The organism is Halobellus limi (assembly GCF_004799685.1).
Taxonomy (GTDB): domain Archaea; phylum Halobacteriota; class Halobacteria; order Halobacteriales; family Haloferacaceae; genus Haloquadratum; species Haloquadratum limi.
The window spans coordinates 117,628-133,974 of sequence record NZ_CP031313.1 but is presented as its reverse complement, the minus strand read 5'-3'; the positions used below and the strand labels follow the sequence as shown (position 1 = coordinate 133,974).

Annotated in this window: 11 protein-coding genes and 2 pseudogenes; 6 read left to right on the top strand and 7 right to left on the bottom strand. The window is 56.9% G+C overall.

The genetic code is table 11. The annotated features are described in order from the left end of the window. Positions 1-218: 218 nt before the first annotated feature. Positions 219-1,469 (top strand): amino acid ABC transporter substrate-binding protein, encoded by a 1,251-nt coding sequence (locus DV707_RS16995; protein WP_103992717.1) that lies wholly within the window; start codon positions 219-221, stop codon positions 1,467-1,469. A 57-nt stretch (positions 1,470-1,526) separates the two neighbouring features. On the opposite strand, the gene DV707_RS16990 is transcribed toward DV707_RS16995, so the two are convergent. Continuing rightward, complete coding sequence (locus tag DV707_RS16990) at positions 1,527-2,126, bottom strand: hypothetical protein (protein WP_103992718.1); 600 nt, start codon at positions 2,124-2,126, stop codon at positions 1,527-1,529. A gap of 726 nt (positions 2,127-2,852) precedes the next feature. On the opposite strand from DV707_RS16990, the gene DV707_RS16985 reads away from it, so the two are divergent. Next, positions 2,853-3,788, top strand: coding sequence for an NAD-dependent epimerase/dehydratase family protein (locus tag DV707_RS16985; protein WP_103992720.1), 936 nt, complete (start codon positions 2,853-2,855; stop codon positions 3,786-3,788). A 204-nt stretch (positions 3,789-3,992) separates the two neighbouring features. Further along, positions 3,993-5,129 carry an aminotransferase class I/II-fold pyridoxal phosphate-dependent enzyme gene (locus DV707_RS16980; protein WP_200820942.1) on the top strand — a complete coding sequence of 379 codons (1,137 nt, stop codon included), beginning with the start codon at positions 3,993-3,995 and terminating at the stop codon, positions 5,127-5,129. A gap of 59 nt (positions 5,130-5,188) precedes the next feature. Here DV707_RS16980 and DV707_RS16975 read toward each other — a convergent pair whose 3' ends face one another. Continuing rightward, complete coding sequence (locus DV707_RS16975; protein ID WP_136361927.1) at positions 5,189-7,144, bottom strand: archaea-specific SMC-related protein; 1,956 nt, start codon at positions 7,142-7,144, stop codon at positions 5,189-5,191. 47 nt (positions 7,145-7,191) lie between these two features. On the opposite strand from DV707_RS16975, the gene DV707_RS16970 reads away from it, so the two are divergent. Further along, positions 7,192-8,191 (top strand): IS630 family transposase gene (locus DV707_RS16970; RefSeq protein WP_136361926.1). Its coding sequence is split into 2 segments (ribosomal slippage): positions 7,192-7,685 and positions 7,684-8,191, totalling 1,002 coding nucleotides; the frame shifts between segments, so codons are not numbered across the junction. Here DV707_RS16970 and DV707_RS16965 read toward each other — a convergent pair. Both DV707_RS16965 and DV707_RS16955 read right to left on the bottom strand, forming a co-directional pair. Next, positions 8,188-9,896: pseudogene (locus DV707_RS16965) on the bottom strand (type B DNA-directed DNA polymerase). The gene DV707_RS16970 and the pseudogene DV707_RS16965 overlap by 4 nt on opposite strands. 256 nt (positions 9,897-10,152) lie before the next feature. After that, positions 10,153-10,784 (bottom strand): annotated as a pseudogene (locus DV707_RS16955) (IS6 family transposase); the annotation flags it as partial. 100 nt (positions 10,785-10,884) lie between these two features. Between DV707_RS16955 and DV707_RS16950 the strand changes: the two are divergent. Continuing rightward, positions 10,885-11,727 carry an aldo/keto reductase gene (locus DV707_RS16950; protein WP_103992556.1) on the top strand — a complete coding sequence of 281 codons (843 nt, stop codon included), beginning with the start codon at positions 10,885-10,887 and terminating at the stop codon, positions 11,725-11,727. A gap of 448 nt (positions 11,728-12,175) precedes the next feature. Here the strand turns inward: DV707_RS16950 and DV707_RS19230 are convergent, their stop codons facing one another. The 3 genes from DV707_RS19230 to DV707_RS16935 all read right to left on the bottom strand — a co-directional run bounded on the left by DV707_RS19230 (position 12,176) and on the right by DV707_RS16935 (position 14,726). After that, on the bottom strand, positions 12,176-12,826 hold the full coding sequence (locus DV707_RS19230) for an AMP-binding protein (protein ID WP_103992557.1): 651 nt from the start codon (positions 12,824-12,826) through the stop codon (positions 12,176-12,178). Beyond that, the gene (locus DV707_RS16940; RefSeq protein WP_103992558.1) at positions 12,765-13,652 is read right to left on the bottom strand and encodes an AMP-binding protein; all 888 of its coding nucleotides are present in this window, start codon (positions 13,650-13,652) and stop codon (positions 12,765-12,767) included. Before DV707_RS16940 ends, DV707_RS19230 begins: the two co-directional genes overlap by 62 nt. Before the next feature lie 201 nt (positions 13,653-13,853). Then, the gene (locus DV707_RS16935) at positions 13,854-14,726 is read right to left on the bottom strand and encodes a fumarylacetoacetate hydrolase family protein (RefSeq protein ID WP_103992559.1); all 873 of its coding nucleotides are present in this window, start codon (positions 14,724-14,726) and stop codon (positions 13,854-13,856) included. Positions 14,727-14,884: 158 nt separating this feature from the next. On the opposite strand from DV707_RS16935, the gene xacF reads away from it, so the two are divergent. Further along, positions 14,885-16,333, top strand: coding sequence for a 2,5-dioxovalerate dehydrogenase (gene xacF / locus DV707_RS16930; protein WP_103992560.1), 1,449 nt, complete (start codon positions 14,885-14,887; stop codon positions 16,331-16,333). The last annotated feature ends 14 nt before the right edge of the window (positions 16,334-16,347 follow it).

Below are 16,347 nucleotides of genomic sequence, written 5' to 3'. Positions count from 1 at the left end.
CACCGCCATTGCGCTGGAATCGCCGCGGACACGAATCTCCTTATGAGGAACCCGCCGACCGATACGGTTCAGCTAAGAATGCCAGAACTTGGCTCGGTTGTGAGACTCCCTCGTAAGCCACACCCATCGGCGGTTTTCGCACAGCAACCGCGTATTTGAACACTGCCTCCACAGCCATCCAAACATTAATTGGGTACTATTTGGAACGACTGTGTACGATGAGGAAGAGCCGTAGATTCACTCGGAGAGCAGTGCTACAAACCGGTGGGGCGACAGTCGCAGGTGCCGCTGGATTAGCAGGTTGCACGACGACGACCTCGTCGGGCGAGGGGCCGATAAAGATCGGCGCGACGATGCCGAAGACCGGCCCTCTCTCTGCGACCGGTAAGTCGGTCCTCCAGGGCTACGAACTCGGTGTCGAGCACGTCAACAACAACGGCGGCGTCAACGGCAGAGAATTAGAACTGATCGTCAAAGACGACGAAGGAGAAGCCAAAACGGCGCGGACGAAACTCCGCAAGATCGTCTCGAACAACGACGTCGCGATGCTGTGGGGAAGCTTCTCCAGTCTGCTCGTCACCGCCGGGAGCGCGTTCGCAGAACAGCAGGAACTGCCGTTTCTTGGGAGCACCTTCGCCTATATGGAACCGCACGAGGAGAAGGACTACGAGTGGACGTTCGCTCCCTTTATGAAGAGCCGGGACATCGCTCGGGCGACCAAAGAGTGGTTCGACACCCTGCAGCCCGAACCGCCAAGACGGCTCGCCATCTGGGAATTGAACTCTGGGTGGGGTAACGAAATGGCCGAGTACTGGATGGACACCTTCGAAGGGACGGACTACGAGGTTGTGTTCCGCAAAAAATACTCCGTGGGGACCAGCGACTTCGCGTCGCTGATTTCGCAGACGAAATCGAAGAACGCGGACGCCGTACTCTCCAATCCGGTTCCGCCGGACGGCATCACAGCAGTTAGACAGATGAAAACCCAGGGGTTCAATCCCAAGCTCATCAACTTCGTTCGGGCGTCTGATCCTCGGTCCTGGAGTTCTGCACTCGGGGACACGGGAAACTATGTCGGTAGCAGCGGTGTGGGCTGGCTCGGTGGACTCGATACGACGGGGACCGATGATCTGCTGGATCTCTACCACGGGCAGGACGGTGTCTCCAAGGATGCCGTACCGATCGACGTGGTCGGGGACGCGTTCGGACTGGTGCAGGTGGCTGCACAGGCGCTCGAAACGGCCGGTTCGACGGAAAACACGGAGATCCAGAACGCGCTGCGTAACGAGCGGTTCGACACCGTTCTCGGGGATTTCGGCTTCGATGACACCGGGATGCCGGCTCAGGGCGAAATCACGCCCGCATGCGGACAGTGGTACGAGGGCGATCCGATGTTGGTCCACCCCGAAACGGACAGCGAGTACTCGGTAGACACCGTGTACCCGATGCCGCCGTTCGATGATCGATAGACGAACGGGGTCGCTGAATAGCCCTCCGAAACCAGCGTCGAGGCGCGTGTCGACTGATTACGTACTCTCGCGGATCCGCTCGGCGACGGTTTCGAAGGTCACGTCCCGCTCGGCTTCGCCAAAGGTGCGAGTGACGACGAGATCGAGCACGTTCAGATGACGGAGCAGTTCGCGCGTTCCCTCGTGATCGAGATCCAGGCGACGATGGACCTCGTGGACAGTCCTGGCCTCCGAAACGATCTCGGCGAGTTCACGAAGAGTAACGTCGTCCGGCAAGCCGACACCGTCCGTGATCAGCTCACCCGTCGGAAGCGGCTCCGCGCAGTCGGGTTCGGTCTGGGCGGGTTCGGGTTGTGACGCCCCCGTCTGAACCGACGTGGAAGCTTCGGATTCCTGCGCCGAACGCGACTGGGCGCTCCGTGTTGGCTGAGCGAACGACTCTCGCGACCCGTCAGTCGCCTCACTGGACTCACTCCGGTCGGGTGTCGCATTCGATCCCGGCACGTGGACGCCCACATCCATCATATACCGGCGAACGGTTTCGGCGGAGACGTCCAGTTCGATCACGTCGCTCATCTGATCGAAGGTCTCCGCGAGCTCGTACAACCGACTGAGGTACGCTCTGTCCTCGTAGACGGGAACGGATCCGTTACGCACCGCATCGAGGGCCGACTCGATCTCCTTCCGCTCGTATTCGGATTCGTCCCGTTCAGTATCCGCCGGCTCTCTCGACGCAGAGGGAGCAATGGAGTGCGACGCTTTCCCGTCGGGAGACCCGCTTTCGGCGACCTCGACCTCAAGATCGATCAGGAGCTTCCCGTCACTCGTCTCGACGTCGTTCGGCGAGATCGATATCCCGGGTTCTTCGTCGCCGTCTCGTTCCGCGATGGCCGAGAACAGCGTCGACGAAAGGTCCTCCAGCCGGAACGTGAGGACCGGTCCGACGTCGTCTATCGATGCCGTCGGAGCGGAGACCGACAGCGTGGAGTCCCCGTCGAAGAGGTCGGGGTCGATACGCCGAGTTCCACGCTTGCGGACACTGGCCCGTGCCGTTCAGCCGTGACCGCTACCCGGCGTACGGAGCGGCCGTTTCGATCGAACTCTTTGAGCACGTTCGACAGTGTATCGAACGAGGAGTGCAGATCCATTCCGCGGTCACGGAAGTTGATCCGGTATTGAGATATATGAATCTACTGAGACCTCCCGAACCCGGGGCTCCGGCAGGTTTGACGATTCTGGGGACGAGCGATACCCAGTCCTCTGAGTCGATTGCTTGTAGACTCGCCCACATAGATTACTATTATGCATATTAGAGACGTATACAATTATTGCAGGTTAGTATATTTATAACCTGTTGCCCCCAGTCCACCCATATGCACAGCAATGGATACGATACTAGTCACCGGAGCGCTCGGCCAAATCGGCTCGGAACTCACGCCGACCCTCCGGAATCGATACGACAAAGTAGAAGTAGTTGCCAGTGACCTCGACCCTGACCCAGGTGTTTCACCACCGTACGAACCCGTCGACGTGACGGATCGCTCTCAGATCGAATCGGTCGTCGAGGAGTACGATGTCGACACCGTGTTCCACCTGGCAGCACTGCTGTCCGCCGCCGGCGAACAGAACCCGGGCAGAGCGTTCGAGGTGAACGTCGAGGGACTGCACAACGTCCTCGAAGTCGGTCGAGAGTACGGGCTCAACCGGATCGTGGTCCCGAGCTCGATCGCGGTGTACGGGCCGGCGACTCCGGACAATCCGTCCGAGCGCACGATCCGCACCCCGACGACGATGTACGGGATCACGAAGGTGCTGGCGGAGAATCTCGGGACGTATTATCACCAGCAATACGATTTGGACGTTCGGGGTATCAGGCTCCCGGGAATCGTGAGCCACGAGACCAGACCAGACGGTGGAACGACCGACTACGCCGTCGACGCCTTCTACGAGGCGGTCGACGAGGGCGAATACACCTACTTCGTTCGCGAGGACACGCGGCTCCCGATGGTGTATATGTCCGATGCGATCGATGCCCTCATCGATCTCGCGGGGGCGGATGAATCTGACCTGCGGTTTCAGTGCGAGTACAACATCTCGGCGCTGAGTTTCACCGCGAGTGAATTGAGCGACCGAATCGAAGAGCGCATCGGTCGGTTCGACGCCCGATACGAACCCGACGAGCGACAGTCGATCGCGGACTCGTGGCCGAGCACTCTCGACGACACGGCCGCACGGACTGACTGGGGATGGTCAGCCGAGTACGATCTCGATCGGGTCGTCGACGAGATGGTTCAGAACCTCCAGCGAGGGGCCGAATGAGTACTCCTCGAGCCCGACACCGAACGGATTCACCGAGTGCTGCTGACCGGTTGGTGGCGAAATATCCGTCTGTGAGTCAACGTCTGTTTCCCTTCCCGTGATCGAGGGCCGAGGAACCAATATCAGTAACACAACCGTAACAAACACTACTAATAACTAATGACACGAAATAAAACTTCATACCTACGCAGGAAGTACGAGGAAATGGACGAACAGGGCGAAACGTGGCCGCTCAAACAATTAGAGACGGCATCCCGGGCGAGGCCGGTCGTCGAAGGACGAGAGGTGATTATGCTCGCCTCGAATAACTATCTGGATCTGGCGAACGACGTCCGTCTCCGGGAGGCGGCCGTGGACGCGATAGACAGATTCGGCGTCGGTGCGGGATCCGACTGGTCGATCGCAGGGTACACTGAACTGCAGGACGAACTCCACGACGCCATCGCCGAGTTCAAAGGTACCGAAGGAGGACTGTCGTATCAAACTGGATTCTCAGTAAACGCTGGCTTGCTTCCGCAGCTGCTGGACGACGGCGATGTGTACGTCTCCGACGAATACAATCACGGGAGCATCATCGACGGAATCCGACTTTCGCCTGCTGACTCTCTCGTGTACGAACATTCAGATATGGCCGATTTAGAGCGGGTTCTGCGGTCGGCGCGCAGTGATTACAACCGGATCATCGTGGTGACTGACGGCGTGTTCTCGATGGACGGCGACGTGGCAAAACTCGACGAGATTCACCGCCTCGCAGAGGAGTATCAGGCGATGACATACGTCGACGACTGTCACGGTGAAGGGGTTCTGGGTGATGGCCACGGAATTACAGCCGAGTTCGGTCTCGAAGAAGAGATCGACTTCCAGATGGGTAGTTTCTCCAAAGCCTGTGGCGGGTTCGGTGGGATGCTCGCTGGCGATCAACACGTCGTAGATTTCGCGTACAACACGTCAAGAACGTGGCTGCTGAGTGCTGGCTATCCACCCGCCGTCGCGGCTGCAAATAGGTGTGCTCTCGAGATTATCGACGAAGAACCCGAACGCGTCCGAGATCTTTGGCGGAAACGCGAGTACTTCCAGTCCGAACTGGAGGATCTGGGGTTCGATACGGGAGCGGGTGAAACACCGATCGTTCCAGTGATGATCGGAGACAGCAAGACGGCCAAAGAGTTCGCCGAGAGACTGTTTGAGAAGGGTGTTTTCGCCCTCTCGATCGTCTATCCGATGGTTCCGCGCGGTGGGGCACGGATCCGTAATCAAATAAACGTTGGACTCACCGAGACAGACCTCGACGAGGCCTTGCGTGTCTACGACGAGGTCGGTCGAAAACTTGGTATCATCTGACCGAACGACGAGAAAACGGTCGTCCGAGGCAGCCCGGGGCGAACCGAGCAGACGACGGATCAGATCGACGTAACGCGAGTGAACTCGTCGTCGAGCGCCTGGGCGTCTTCCGGCAGCAGCGCCACCACCAGGAAGTCCGCGTAATCGGCGAAGTACTCCACCAGCGCCGCGATCCGGTCGGAGTCGATCGCTTCTAGCGAGTCCAACAGCATAAACGGCACCGTCTCGTGGAGGTCGTGGACGAGATAGCCCGCCAGCGCGAAGATCAGTCCCGTTACCTCACGTTCGCTTTCCGAAAGGTGGGCGATCGTGTCCTCGTAGGCCGCACCGCTTTCGGTCGTCCGCACGATGTGCAGCTCGAAGCGCGTCTGCCCCTCGCTCGCGCCAGCGTCTTCGATCCGCTCGATCCAGATCCGTTCGATGTTCTCGTAGCCCAGGAGGTCCAGAATCGACTCCATGTGCTCGTTGAACGACTCGACGGCCTCCGCTTCGATCTGATCGATCTTCGTCCGTTGGTCGGTGAGTTCCTCGACCAGCTCCGAGCGCTCCTCGCGGAGCTCGTCCGCCCGCTCGACGTCCGCCTCGATCGACTCGATCTCCTCTGTCACCTCATCGAGGTCGGATTCGAGGCTGTCGATCTCGAATTCGAGTTGATTGGCCTCCTTGTGCAGCGAGAGGATCTCCTCGAAGTCCGCCGATTCGAGGCTCTCGACCTCCGATTCGAGGTCTTCGACCTCGTCGGTCAGCGATTCGCGATTCTCTTTCAGCGCGTCGATCTGCTCGTCGCGGCGGTCCAGTTCCGACTCGATGTCGTCGAGTTTCTGCTCGATTTCCGAGCGCTTGCGCTGTTTCTTCGTCGCCTCTCGCTGCTGTTGCTTCCGGTCTTCGAGGCGGCTCTTGACGCCGTTCAGTTCCTCGACTTTCTCCGTGCGGAGCGACTTCAGCCGCTCGATGGTCGATTCGATCTGCTCGCGCTCGACGGAGGAGCCGCAGGTCCAACACACCACCGTTTCGGAGTCGGAGGCGACGAGTTGATCGGTTACTGATTCACCACCACCATCGCCACTTTCGGTGGCGACACCACCGTCTTCGAGGAGTTCGTAATCTTCGGCTTCCAGTCGCTCCTCGTTGTACTGGATGAGGCTGCGGAGTTCGTTGATCTCGGAGTTGAGCTCCTGGCGTTCGGATCGCAGTCGCTCGATCTCCGATTCGAGGTCGCGGTGGTCGCCCATCGGCGTCTCGGGCAGCTCCTCGAGGTCGTCTTCGAGGTCGCCGCGCTCGCGTTTCAGCGAGGCGATGCTCTCCTGTTGGCGTTCGATCTTCCGGCGGATCGACTCCAGTTCCGAGCGGGTCGAGCGGAGTTCCTGGAGTTTCTCTTCGAGTTCCGCTTGCTCTTTGCGGCCCTCCTCGACGTTGCGGCTGCTGTCGTCGATTTCGTCCTCCAGTTCTGCGAGTTCCGCGCGTTTCTCCTCGATCTTCTCGCGGAGTTGGGTCCGTCGTTGTTCGAGTTCCGGGAGTTCGCGCTTGTCGGATTCGATGCGGGCGAGTTCGTCGTTGATGTCGCCTTTCTCCTCTTCGAGACGGCGGATCTCGGAGCGAATGGCGTCGACGTCGACGGGGCGCATAATGACGTCTCGGAGCTGTTCGCCGCGGGCGGCCGCTTGGCGGGCGTCGTTGGTCTCTAAGAGGAACGCGAACAGATCCGCGACCTCGGGGTCGTCGAGGTAGGCGTCGCCCTCGAAGCTGACGCCGTCGCCCGCGCGGGTGAGCGTTCGCTCGTACGTCGTCCCGTCGAGCGTGAGTTCGATCCGGCCGGTGTCGGCGTCACCCTTCAGCGAGACGCGCTGGCTGCCCATCGCGCCCATAATCGACCGCAGAAACGAGGTACGGTTGGTCGCGTTCTTGCCCGTGAGGACCGTCACGCCGGGTGGGATGTCTACTTTAGTGTCGTCGATACCGCCGATGTTCTCGACAGAGAAACGAGCGGAGTCAGTCAGTTGTTCGGAAGTCGCCATTATAGTATCCGGTAGAATTTTTTACTCAGAGTGTGTTGCAACTACTAGTGGATCATCTCGACGAGATCTCCGTCGAGGAACTGCAAGACACCCTCGACAACGTGGACGGAAAGAAACCAACGCAACGGCTCTTAGCGGCAATAGCGTACAAAAACGGTGTTTCGCAGACTGAACTAGCCGAGTGGTACGATGTTCAACGACGGACGATCTATAGCTGGCTCAAGCGACTCGACACCGACGAGTCGCTTGAGCAAGCCGTCTCCGATGATCATCGGTCCGGGAGAAAAAGAAAATTCTCAGAATCACAGCAAGAAGAGTTCGAACAAACCGTCAACGAGTCTCCTGAAGAAGTCGGGATCGACGCGCCGGCGTGGACGCCGGCGCTCGCCCAAGAATTTCTCGAAGAAACGTACAGCGTCGAATACTCGATCCCGAGTTGTCGGCGGTTGCTCAAAGAAGCTGGACTCAGTTATCAAAAACCACGTCGAACAGCCGCCGAAGCCGAGGAATCCGACCAGGAAGAGTTCCACGACGAGATCAAAAAAGCGGCGGGAGATGGACGCCACAGTAGTCTGTATCGACCAAACCAAGAAATCTGTGCAGGTCGAGCCGCGTGCCGCGTGGTTTCCGCGCGGCACGCGGCCGAGTGTCGAACTGTCCGGTCAACGCGACTGGACGTGTCTACTTGGTGCGATCACCGAAGACGGTGACTGCTTTTTCTCACGGTTCGAGGAGTACGTTACCGCCGATCACGCGAAACATTTCATTCTCGCGTTATGCGAAGAATTCGAAGAAGATTTGATCGTCGTATTGGATGGTGCGCCGTACTTCCAGGCGTCGGCCGTCACGGACCTGGCGGCCCGTGACGACCTCGCCTTCGTCACGTTGCCGGCGTATTCGCCGGAACTCAATCCTGTCGAAGAGTGCTGGAGACAACTCCAAGACGCTCTCAGCAACCGATTCTTTGACTCGCTCAACGAGCTCACGACGGCGATCGATACCGCTCTCGACCAGCTTTCTCTTCCAAAAGTGAGCAACTATTTCTAACCACTACTATAGGTGAAGGCGGCCAAGTTCGTTTCCCGAGTTTCCGCGATTTCGCGCTGAATCTCCGTCGATTCCAGCCCAGCGGTGACAGTACACGCTTGACAGCTCTGATGAGTTGCGTCTCATAGTACGATGGATCGTACGAATCGACTTCCCCGTGAGCCACCGCGACCCGCTCTCTTGAGGTCTTCTCGTCGTCGACAACTACGTACTCGAGGTCCTGTCCTGGGTGGACATCGAAGTCCTGCTCGCGAGCCCACTTTAGCGCCGCCACGTTCTGGGTGTTCTGCATATACCCTTCGAGTGGCTTGGAGACACGATTCCGTTCGACGAGCTGCTCAACCGGCACCGTTCCAGCGTGGAGGCGCTTGATCGCATCCTGAAGACAGTCGAGTACGGCGGCCGGAGATTGAGTCGCGTCGAGCCGTTCGAGACAGTTCCGCTGGACGTCCTCGATGAACGGTGGGGTCGAGCGCTGCCGAGCTTCGATACCGCGTATCTTGAAGTCGTCGTCGCCGGCGACCTTCCCGAAGTACTTCGTCAACGTGCCGGCGTCGCTCTCGCGCTGCGGCACGAACGCCACCCAATCGTAGTGGGCTTCGTGTTCGAGCCGAATTTCGACGCATTCCGTGATCGCCGTCGCGAGCGTCTCGAGGTCCTCGCGGTCATCGTCGTCGACGTCGGGGGTCGGGGTCACCCAGATGGAGTCGACGATGCCGTGGACGACGCGCTAGCCGCCGGCTTCCAGCCGTTGTTTCGCCGTCAGCAGAATCTCACGAGCGAATGCGTTGATTGCCTCGTGGCACTCGATGCGGCCGAATTTTGCGTTGCTGAATCCTTGATAGCCGAATCAGGCGACGAGAATCCACTTCAGCGCTCCCGACCGCCCCTCGAGCTCCACCAGTCGGCCTTCGTCGGGATCATCCCGATCCTTCTCGCGACAGATGGCCGGCTTGATTCCGTCGCGGGCGTCGATGATCGGTTGAAGCACGTCGACGAGGTAGCCCCGGTCGTCGAAGACCGAGTACCCAAGGCCGGGGACGTCCTCACGGTCGCTATGGCAGTTACACCGGATGACATCCGGCGAGACGTTCCGCCTACAGATGATGTTCGGATACAGACTCGAAAAGTCGAGCTCGTGGACGTTCTCGTGGAGGCCGACCTCGGGGACGAAGATGAACCCACCGCGGTCAGCGTCGTGGAGCGTCCCCATGGGCTTGTAGAATTCGTGGCGCCAGGAGTTCCACGGAACGAGGACGCCGCAGTCGTGGGCTTCGCAGATCTGGGTCGCCGTGAGCACGTTCCCGATCGACGCCCACGCGAGCTCCTGCACGGGCTTTTTCGAGCGCGACACGAGGTCGAGGACGCCGTCGAGGTTCGTCTCCCCGTAGAAGAACGTGTTCGACTCGTCGATGATCGCCCGTCCGGGCACGGTGTACCGCGCCGGTGAGTGGCCGACGCGGCCGTAGCTCGAGTACGTCGACCGGGTCGCGAGCTGTTGGTAGTCGACGTCCGGCCACCGAATCAGCGAGAAGTCGTCGACGCCGGCAACCGTCGCCATCTCGTGGAGGGTCGGGACAATCTCGCACGTCGAGCAGACCAGGACGTCCGGATCGTGTGCTTCAAACGCCGCCTGCACGGCGGTCGTCGTGGAATGGGTGAGGTACCGGTCCGAGAGTTCGGTTACGCTGCTGCAGCGCGGTATCTCGATAACTCCGAAGAACAGGTTCGACAAGCCTACCAGCACATCAAAGCTGCTGAGCGTGTGGATATGGCGACTAAAGCCCTTTCAAAAACCGACCAACGGGTTAATCAAGATTCGTCATACTTGTTGCTTTTCTCATAACGCTAGTAACTCATATCTCTGGTGAGAATGCTGATAGCTATCGAGAAGTCTGTTTTTCCAATACTCGACTCGTTGGTTCTGAACAGGTAATAATAATTCTGATCGTAATGGTCGTGTTTAGGGCATTGAGCCAGGCAGCAAATGCTTGGAGCCAATTTTCGGCGATTTGCGGCTCAACGTGGCTGAAACAGGTTGAGAACGAGGAAGTTTTGCGCTTGAGCTCGCGAAAAATTCGCTCGATGGCGTTCCGATTTCCATTCCGTTCAGTTCGAAATCGGAGTCCTGCTCTGGCCAGCGCAGTTTGGAGGTGTTGAGCGCCATCGACCAGAAACACAGCGGATTCGACGTCGTGTTTCTGGCGAAATTCTCGCAGAAAGATCTCGGTTAGTGCGGTCGTTGTCGTGGAAAAAAGTCGCAGATGCAGCAGACTGTTTGTGTCGGTATCAGCGGCCGCGTACAGCCAGAATTGCTCGTCATTGATTCGAATCACAGTCTCGTCGAGCGCAACGTGATTCGGGCTTCGACCGTCTGTGGGCTGTAGATCGGCCTTTTGAACCCAATCGTGAATTGCTTTGCGAGAGCGCTCGACACCCAATTCTTCGAGGACAGAGACGGTATTCGACAGCGAGAGTCCCGCTACTGCAGTTGAATACCGAGTTTCATCGCACGCTCTGGTGTCCGCTGTCGCTCCACAAGATCCAAATCAATCCAGTCCGTGAATCCACTGAGGCGGGCGATTTCTGGCATAGACCACCACAAAATCACACCGCCTCACTCTTCATCCGTAACGAAACACGACCCCTCTATCGGACCAAAGTATTTTTAGTTCGAATGTGATCGACCAACTATGGAGGCTGCTCCAACCAAAACGCTGCTGGGTGGCGACGAACTGCCGATGATCGGACTAGGTACTTGGGACCTCTCTGGTGAGACCATCACGTCGTCCGTTCGGAAGGCGCTCGATGTAGGTTACGCGCACATCGATACGGCAGAGGGATATATGAACGAAGCCGAGATCGGGGACGTACTGACCGAGTACGAGCGCGACGATCTGTTTCTTACGTCCAAGGTGCTGCCCAAGAACCTCGACTACGAGGGCGTTATTCGGGCGTGTAAAAAATCGCTCGATAGACTCGGGACAGACTACCTCAACCTGTATCTGATTCACTGGCCGAACCCGGCAATTTCGCTTCGCGAGACGCTGGATGCGATGGAGACGTTGTACGAGGAGGGGCTCATCGACAACGTCGGTGTCTCGAACTTCTCGGCGTATCAACTGTCCTGCGCTCATCACATCAGCAACGTTCCGATCGCCGTCAATCAGATCGAATTTCATCCGCTGTTGCAACGACCGGAACTGATAGACTACTGCCGCGAGTCCGATACCGTTATTGAGGCCGCTGCACCGCTTGCACGCACTGAGATATTTGATGAACAGGATGTTCAGGATATCGCAAACGAGCGCGGTCGATCACCGGCGCAGGTCGTTCTCCGTTGGGCCATCCACCGTGACGTAGTCGTTCTCCCTAAATCTTCATCTTCAAACCATATCGAGGCTAATTTTGACCTGTGGGACTGGGAATTGACACGAGATGAGTTAGCTATGCTTGACAATCTCAACCGTGACGACCCAGTGTATGACCACCCGGTGCGCGATTGGACCGGTGATGTCTACGGGATCTCGAAGTGACGCTTCAACGGTAGCCAGAGAGTACTACTCAACGAACAATTAACCGTCCAGTGGTCGAATACTCGTTATTGTGGTATCTGTTCGTACAAGGTCAATTCCCCGTCCTTACTCTCGCGTGAACCGGTACTCATTCCACATTCAGAGATTCACTATTTCACAACTGAAAGCGAGTATCCTGCTCAGAAAATTAACGGATGTAGCGATTTAAGTGAGTTATTTCTCCTAAACCATCTGATAAGCAAAGATGTGACGGGCTATTTACTTCTCGAGGCGATAATCAGGAATCGCTATTCAGCAAGGCGGATCTGTCGACCTTTCCATTTCTTGTTATGGGAAATTCCTCGAGAAACTCGTACTCGCGCGGTTTTTTTGTACGCATCTAGCTTGTCCTTTGCAAAGCGAGTTAACTCCAATTCGAGCTTTTGGTACCTTTCGTCTTCACGATCATTCAAAGTATCCGTTCGTCGATAGGCACAATGAATGCCTTGATCACGGTTCCGCGATCTGGATCGGAAATGCCACCGACCACGACCGCCTCGACGTTCGGGTGCGATTCCAGTTTAGATTCGACCTCCTTCGGACTGACGCGATAACCCGAGGTGATGATGATGTCATCGACCCGACCCTCGATAGAAACGTATCCGTTCTCTTGTATGATCGCCTCGTCTCCAGTTTTCAACCATCCATCTTCGGTAAAGGCCGTAGACGTCGCCTCAGGATCATTCCAGTATTCGATGAAAACGACCGGGTCTGACGAATCAATTAGTAGTTCACCGCGTCCGATTCCTCGACGTTCGTCTCCCTGCTGGACCGCTAGCGTATGTCCGGGATACGGGAGACCAGTCGTCCCCTCTTTTGACGGATACAAGGCCGTCGATTCACCGAGGATCGCGTTCGCTTCAGTTTGACCATACGCTTCGTTGACGGTAACGCCGAGGGTATCTTGGGCCCAGCGTTTAACTGACGCTGTAAGCGGTTCGGCTCCACACATAATCGTCTCGAACGAAGAAAGGTCATAATCCGCGGGAGACGTCTCATCACGAATCCGTCTGAGCGCTGTCGGAGGAAGGAAAGAGTGGGTGATCCCTTGGCTTTCCACGAGCGACAGTGCCGAAGATGGGTCGAAGCCTACGGCGCGTGCGCGCGACGATTGTACCGCCGGCCGCGAGCGTCGGAAATACGACGTCGAATAACGCTCCCGCCCAAGCCCATTCCGCGGGCGTCCACACTCGGGCGGACGCTAATTCCGCCGGATCGAATAGTTCATACCAGCACTGATAGCCCGGTAATGAGCCGATGAGGTACTGATGTCCCTGAACGACGCCCTTGGGTACGCCGGTCGATCCCGAGGTGTACAAAATCAACGCCGGGTCGTCGGGAGCGGTCTCGACAACTCGAGTGGTTTTACCGTCAGATACGATGTCACGATACCCACCTAGGGGCCCGGTCTCACTACCGGTAGTCTGATCATCGGAAGCGCGGAGAGGTACCGAAATAACTCGTTCAATATCAACTATCTCGAGTACCTGCTGAAACTGGTCACTTATCGCACTATCTATGAGGAGTGTAGAAACGGCCGCGTGATCGAGACAGTATTCCAGAGTGTCGGTTTCTGAGAGCACCGAAACGGGGACACAAACCGCACCTAGGCGGAACACGGCCAAGTAACTGATTAGCAGTTCCGGGGAGGGAGGGAAGCAGATAGCGACGCGATCGCCTTCGGTTATTCCTCGTTCCTCAAAATTGTAAACGAGCGTTGTAACTGCATCTTCTAATTGAGTGTACGTGTATTCCGAGACCGTACCTTTTTCGTCGAGATAAACGAGCGCGGTCTGATTTGTATGCTGATTGTCGTGGCGAAGCGTTACGGAACCAATATTATATTCCAGGAATATCCCACATAAAATTCTCGTGTATCTCATCATATGTACACTCTTTTGGTTGGCAATTAAACGATTACCCTGATAACATTATTTCTAAGGTATTGTTTTGATCACTTAAACCCGTCGTAACTTACTGGAAAATACATCCCAGTAAGCTTTAGAATTACAGCGGAGAAATTCCTAACCGTGCGATTCTACATTCAATTAACCTAAATCACAGCAATTCGACGCTAGTGCGGGTACTTACACCTCGACGACGGAGTTAGAAAGTGTTCCAATACCCTCGATCCCAATTTCAATGTTGTCGGCAGCCCGAAGCGTAAATTCGTCCTCTGGAACTAGCGATGTCCCGGTCAAAAGGACGGAAGTCCGAGGTAAAGAGTTATGATCGGAGTAGTAGCTAACTAACTCTTCGACCGTCCGTACCATTTCGCTCGTATTCGTCGACTCCTCGTAAACGATCTCGTCGTCTCGACGGATAGACATCCACATCTCAAGCGTGTGGGGGTCTTCGAGGGACGCAGCCGAACGGATGCACGGACCGAGTGCACAACATCGATCGTACACTTTCGCCTGAGGGAGATACAAAGGATTTTGTCCCTCGATGGATCGGCTGCTGACGTCGTTTCCGATGGTGTATCCGATGACCTTTCCGTAACTCATAACCACTCCGAGTTCGGGTTCCGGGACGTCCCACTCCGAATCCCGACGGATACCGACTGCCTCATTTGGTCCGACGGTCCGATCAGCCGTTGCTTTGAAGAACAACTCCGGCCGGTCGCTCTGGTAGGCGTCCAAATATATCTCTGGCATCGAACTCTCTGTTTTGCGAGCCTCTTCGCTAATACGATAGGTGACTCCTGCCGCCCACACCTCGTCAGGTGACAATGGCATCGAGAGCGGTCTCTCTTCGAGAACTTCTCTCGAAAGAGGGGCCGCATCTTCGATCAACATCTCGGCAATGGTGTCGATTGGCTGATTTGTGACTGCAGCCCCTTTCAAAATGTCCTCGAACCGTTGAACCGAGGGTGTGGCTTCAGCGAGGTTAAACAGTGACTTGCCTCGTTCTACGATAAGTTGCTGCTGGTGATCGTTCCACAGGTGATAATACCGCATCTCGCTGTTTCTTTTGGGCAGATGGTTATAATTCTACTGGACGCTAATCATATTATAAATATATTGCGTCCTGACTGCCACTCACGATTAATTCCTTTTTCGGAAGTTAACTTTCAAAGAGCAATGATTATTTATATTCCTACGACAAATTCTACCGTGTGGTGACCTCATACCAGAACTACGTGGATGGTGAGTGGAGAGAACCGTCGAATGGCGAATATTTCGAAACTACAGACCCCGCGAGCCCCAACGACGTTGTTGCCGAATATCCACGATCGGTGGCTAAAGACGCGAACGCCGCTGTCGAAGCCGCCGTTTCGGCTCAAGGCGATTGGGCCGCCACGCCTGCCCCTGAGCGCGGCGCAATTTTGCGCGGCGCCGGTTCGATTCTCGCGGACAGGAAGGAGGAACTCACCCAATTGCTCATAAGAGAAGAGGGGAAGACACACGCCGAGGCGAGCGGAGAGGTACAACGGGCCGTCGACATCTTCTATTACTTTGCTGAAAAAACGCGGGATCTTGGAGGGAGCGTAAAATCTTCGAGCAAACCACAGAGCGGGCTCTACACGGTCGATGTGCCAGTCGGCGTTGCTGCGTTGATCACGCCGTGGAACTATCCCATCGCGATACCAGCTTGGAAGCTCGCGCCTGCGCTCGCAACAGGTAACACGGTCGTACTCAATCCGGCATCGCTTGCCCCCGGCGTCGCAGTCGAACTGTTCGAGGCATTCGATGAAGCAGGACTCCCCCCCGGCGTCGCGAACGTCGTTACCGGGCCCGGCAGCACCGTCGGCGATGCGATAATCTCTCACGATGGCGTTGACGCCGTTTCGTTCACCGGGTCAAGCAAGGTTGGCGAGGCCGTGTACTCCAAGGCGACGGACAACGGAAAGCGCGTACAGACCGAACTCGGCGGGAAGAATCCCACCATTGTCACGCCCAGCGCCGACCTCGAAGAAGCGGCCGATCTCGTCAGTGCGGGTGCTTTCGGCGTGACCGGACAAGCGTGTACTGCTTGTTCCCGAGCGATCGTACACACCGACATCTACGACGAATTCGTCGACGCTGTCATCGCACGTGCGAACGAGATCGACGTGGGTCCCGGTGAAAACTCCGATATGGGTCCACAAATCAGCGAGAACGAACTCGAGGGAACCCTCGAATACGTCGATATCGCGGAGAAAGACGGCGCGAATCTCGAGATCGGAGGCGGAAGGCCCGATGGCGAACGATTACGGGAGGGATACTTCGTCGAACCGACCATCTTTTCGGATGTCGATCCTGACCACCGGATTGCACAAGAGGAGGTTTTCGGCCCTCTTCTCGCCGTCATCGAGGCTGAAAGCTTCGAAGACGCACTCACTGTCGCTAACGGTACATCTTATGGGTTGTCTGCCTCTATCGTCACAGACAGTCACACTGAAGCGGAGCGATTCGTCCGTGAAGTCGAGGCGGGCGTCGCCAAGGTCAACGACAAGACGACCGGACTCGAGCTACACGTTCCGTTTGGCGGGTTCAAACAGTCCTCGAGCGAAACGTGGCGTGAACAGGGCGAGGCCGGAATCGGATTCTACACGATCGAAAAGACCGTGTACAATAGTTTTTAACGGCTTCTCCTCGG

Excerpts from the sequence above, each read along its gene's own strand:
- DV707_RS16985 (WP_103992720.1), top strand. The coding sequence starts at position 2,853 with ATGGATACGATACTAGTCACCGGAGCGCTCGGCCAAATCGGCTCGGAA.
- DV707_RS16940 (WP_103992558.1), bottom strand. The coding sequence starts at position 13,652 with ATGATGAGATACACGAGAATTTTATGTGGGATATTCCTGGAATATAAT.
- DV707_RS16995 (WP_103992717.1), top strand. The coding sequence starts at position 219 with ATGAGGAAGAGCCGTAGATTCACTCGGAGAGCAGTGCTACAAACCGGT.
- DV707_RS16980 (WP_200820942.1), top strand. The coding sequence starts at position 3,993 with ATGGACGAACAGGGCGAAACGTGGCCGCTCAAACAATTAGAGACGGCA.
- DV707_RS16950 (WP_103992556.1), top strand. The coding sequence starts at position 10,885 with ATGGAGGCTGCTCCAACCAAAACGCTGCTGGGTGGCGACGAACTGCCG.
- DV707_RS16975 (WP_136361927.1), bottom strand. The coding sequence starts at position 7,144 with ATGGCGACTTCCGAACAACTGACTGACTCCGCTCGTTTCTCTGTCGAG.
- DV707_RS16935 (WP_103992559.1), bottom strand. The coding sequence starts at position 14,726 with ATGCGGTATTATCACCTGTGGAACGATCACCAGCAGCAACTTATCGTA.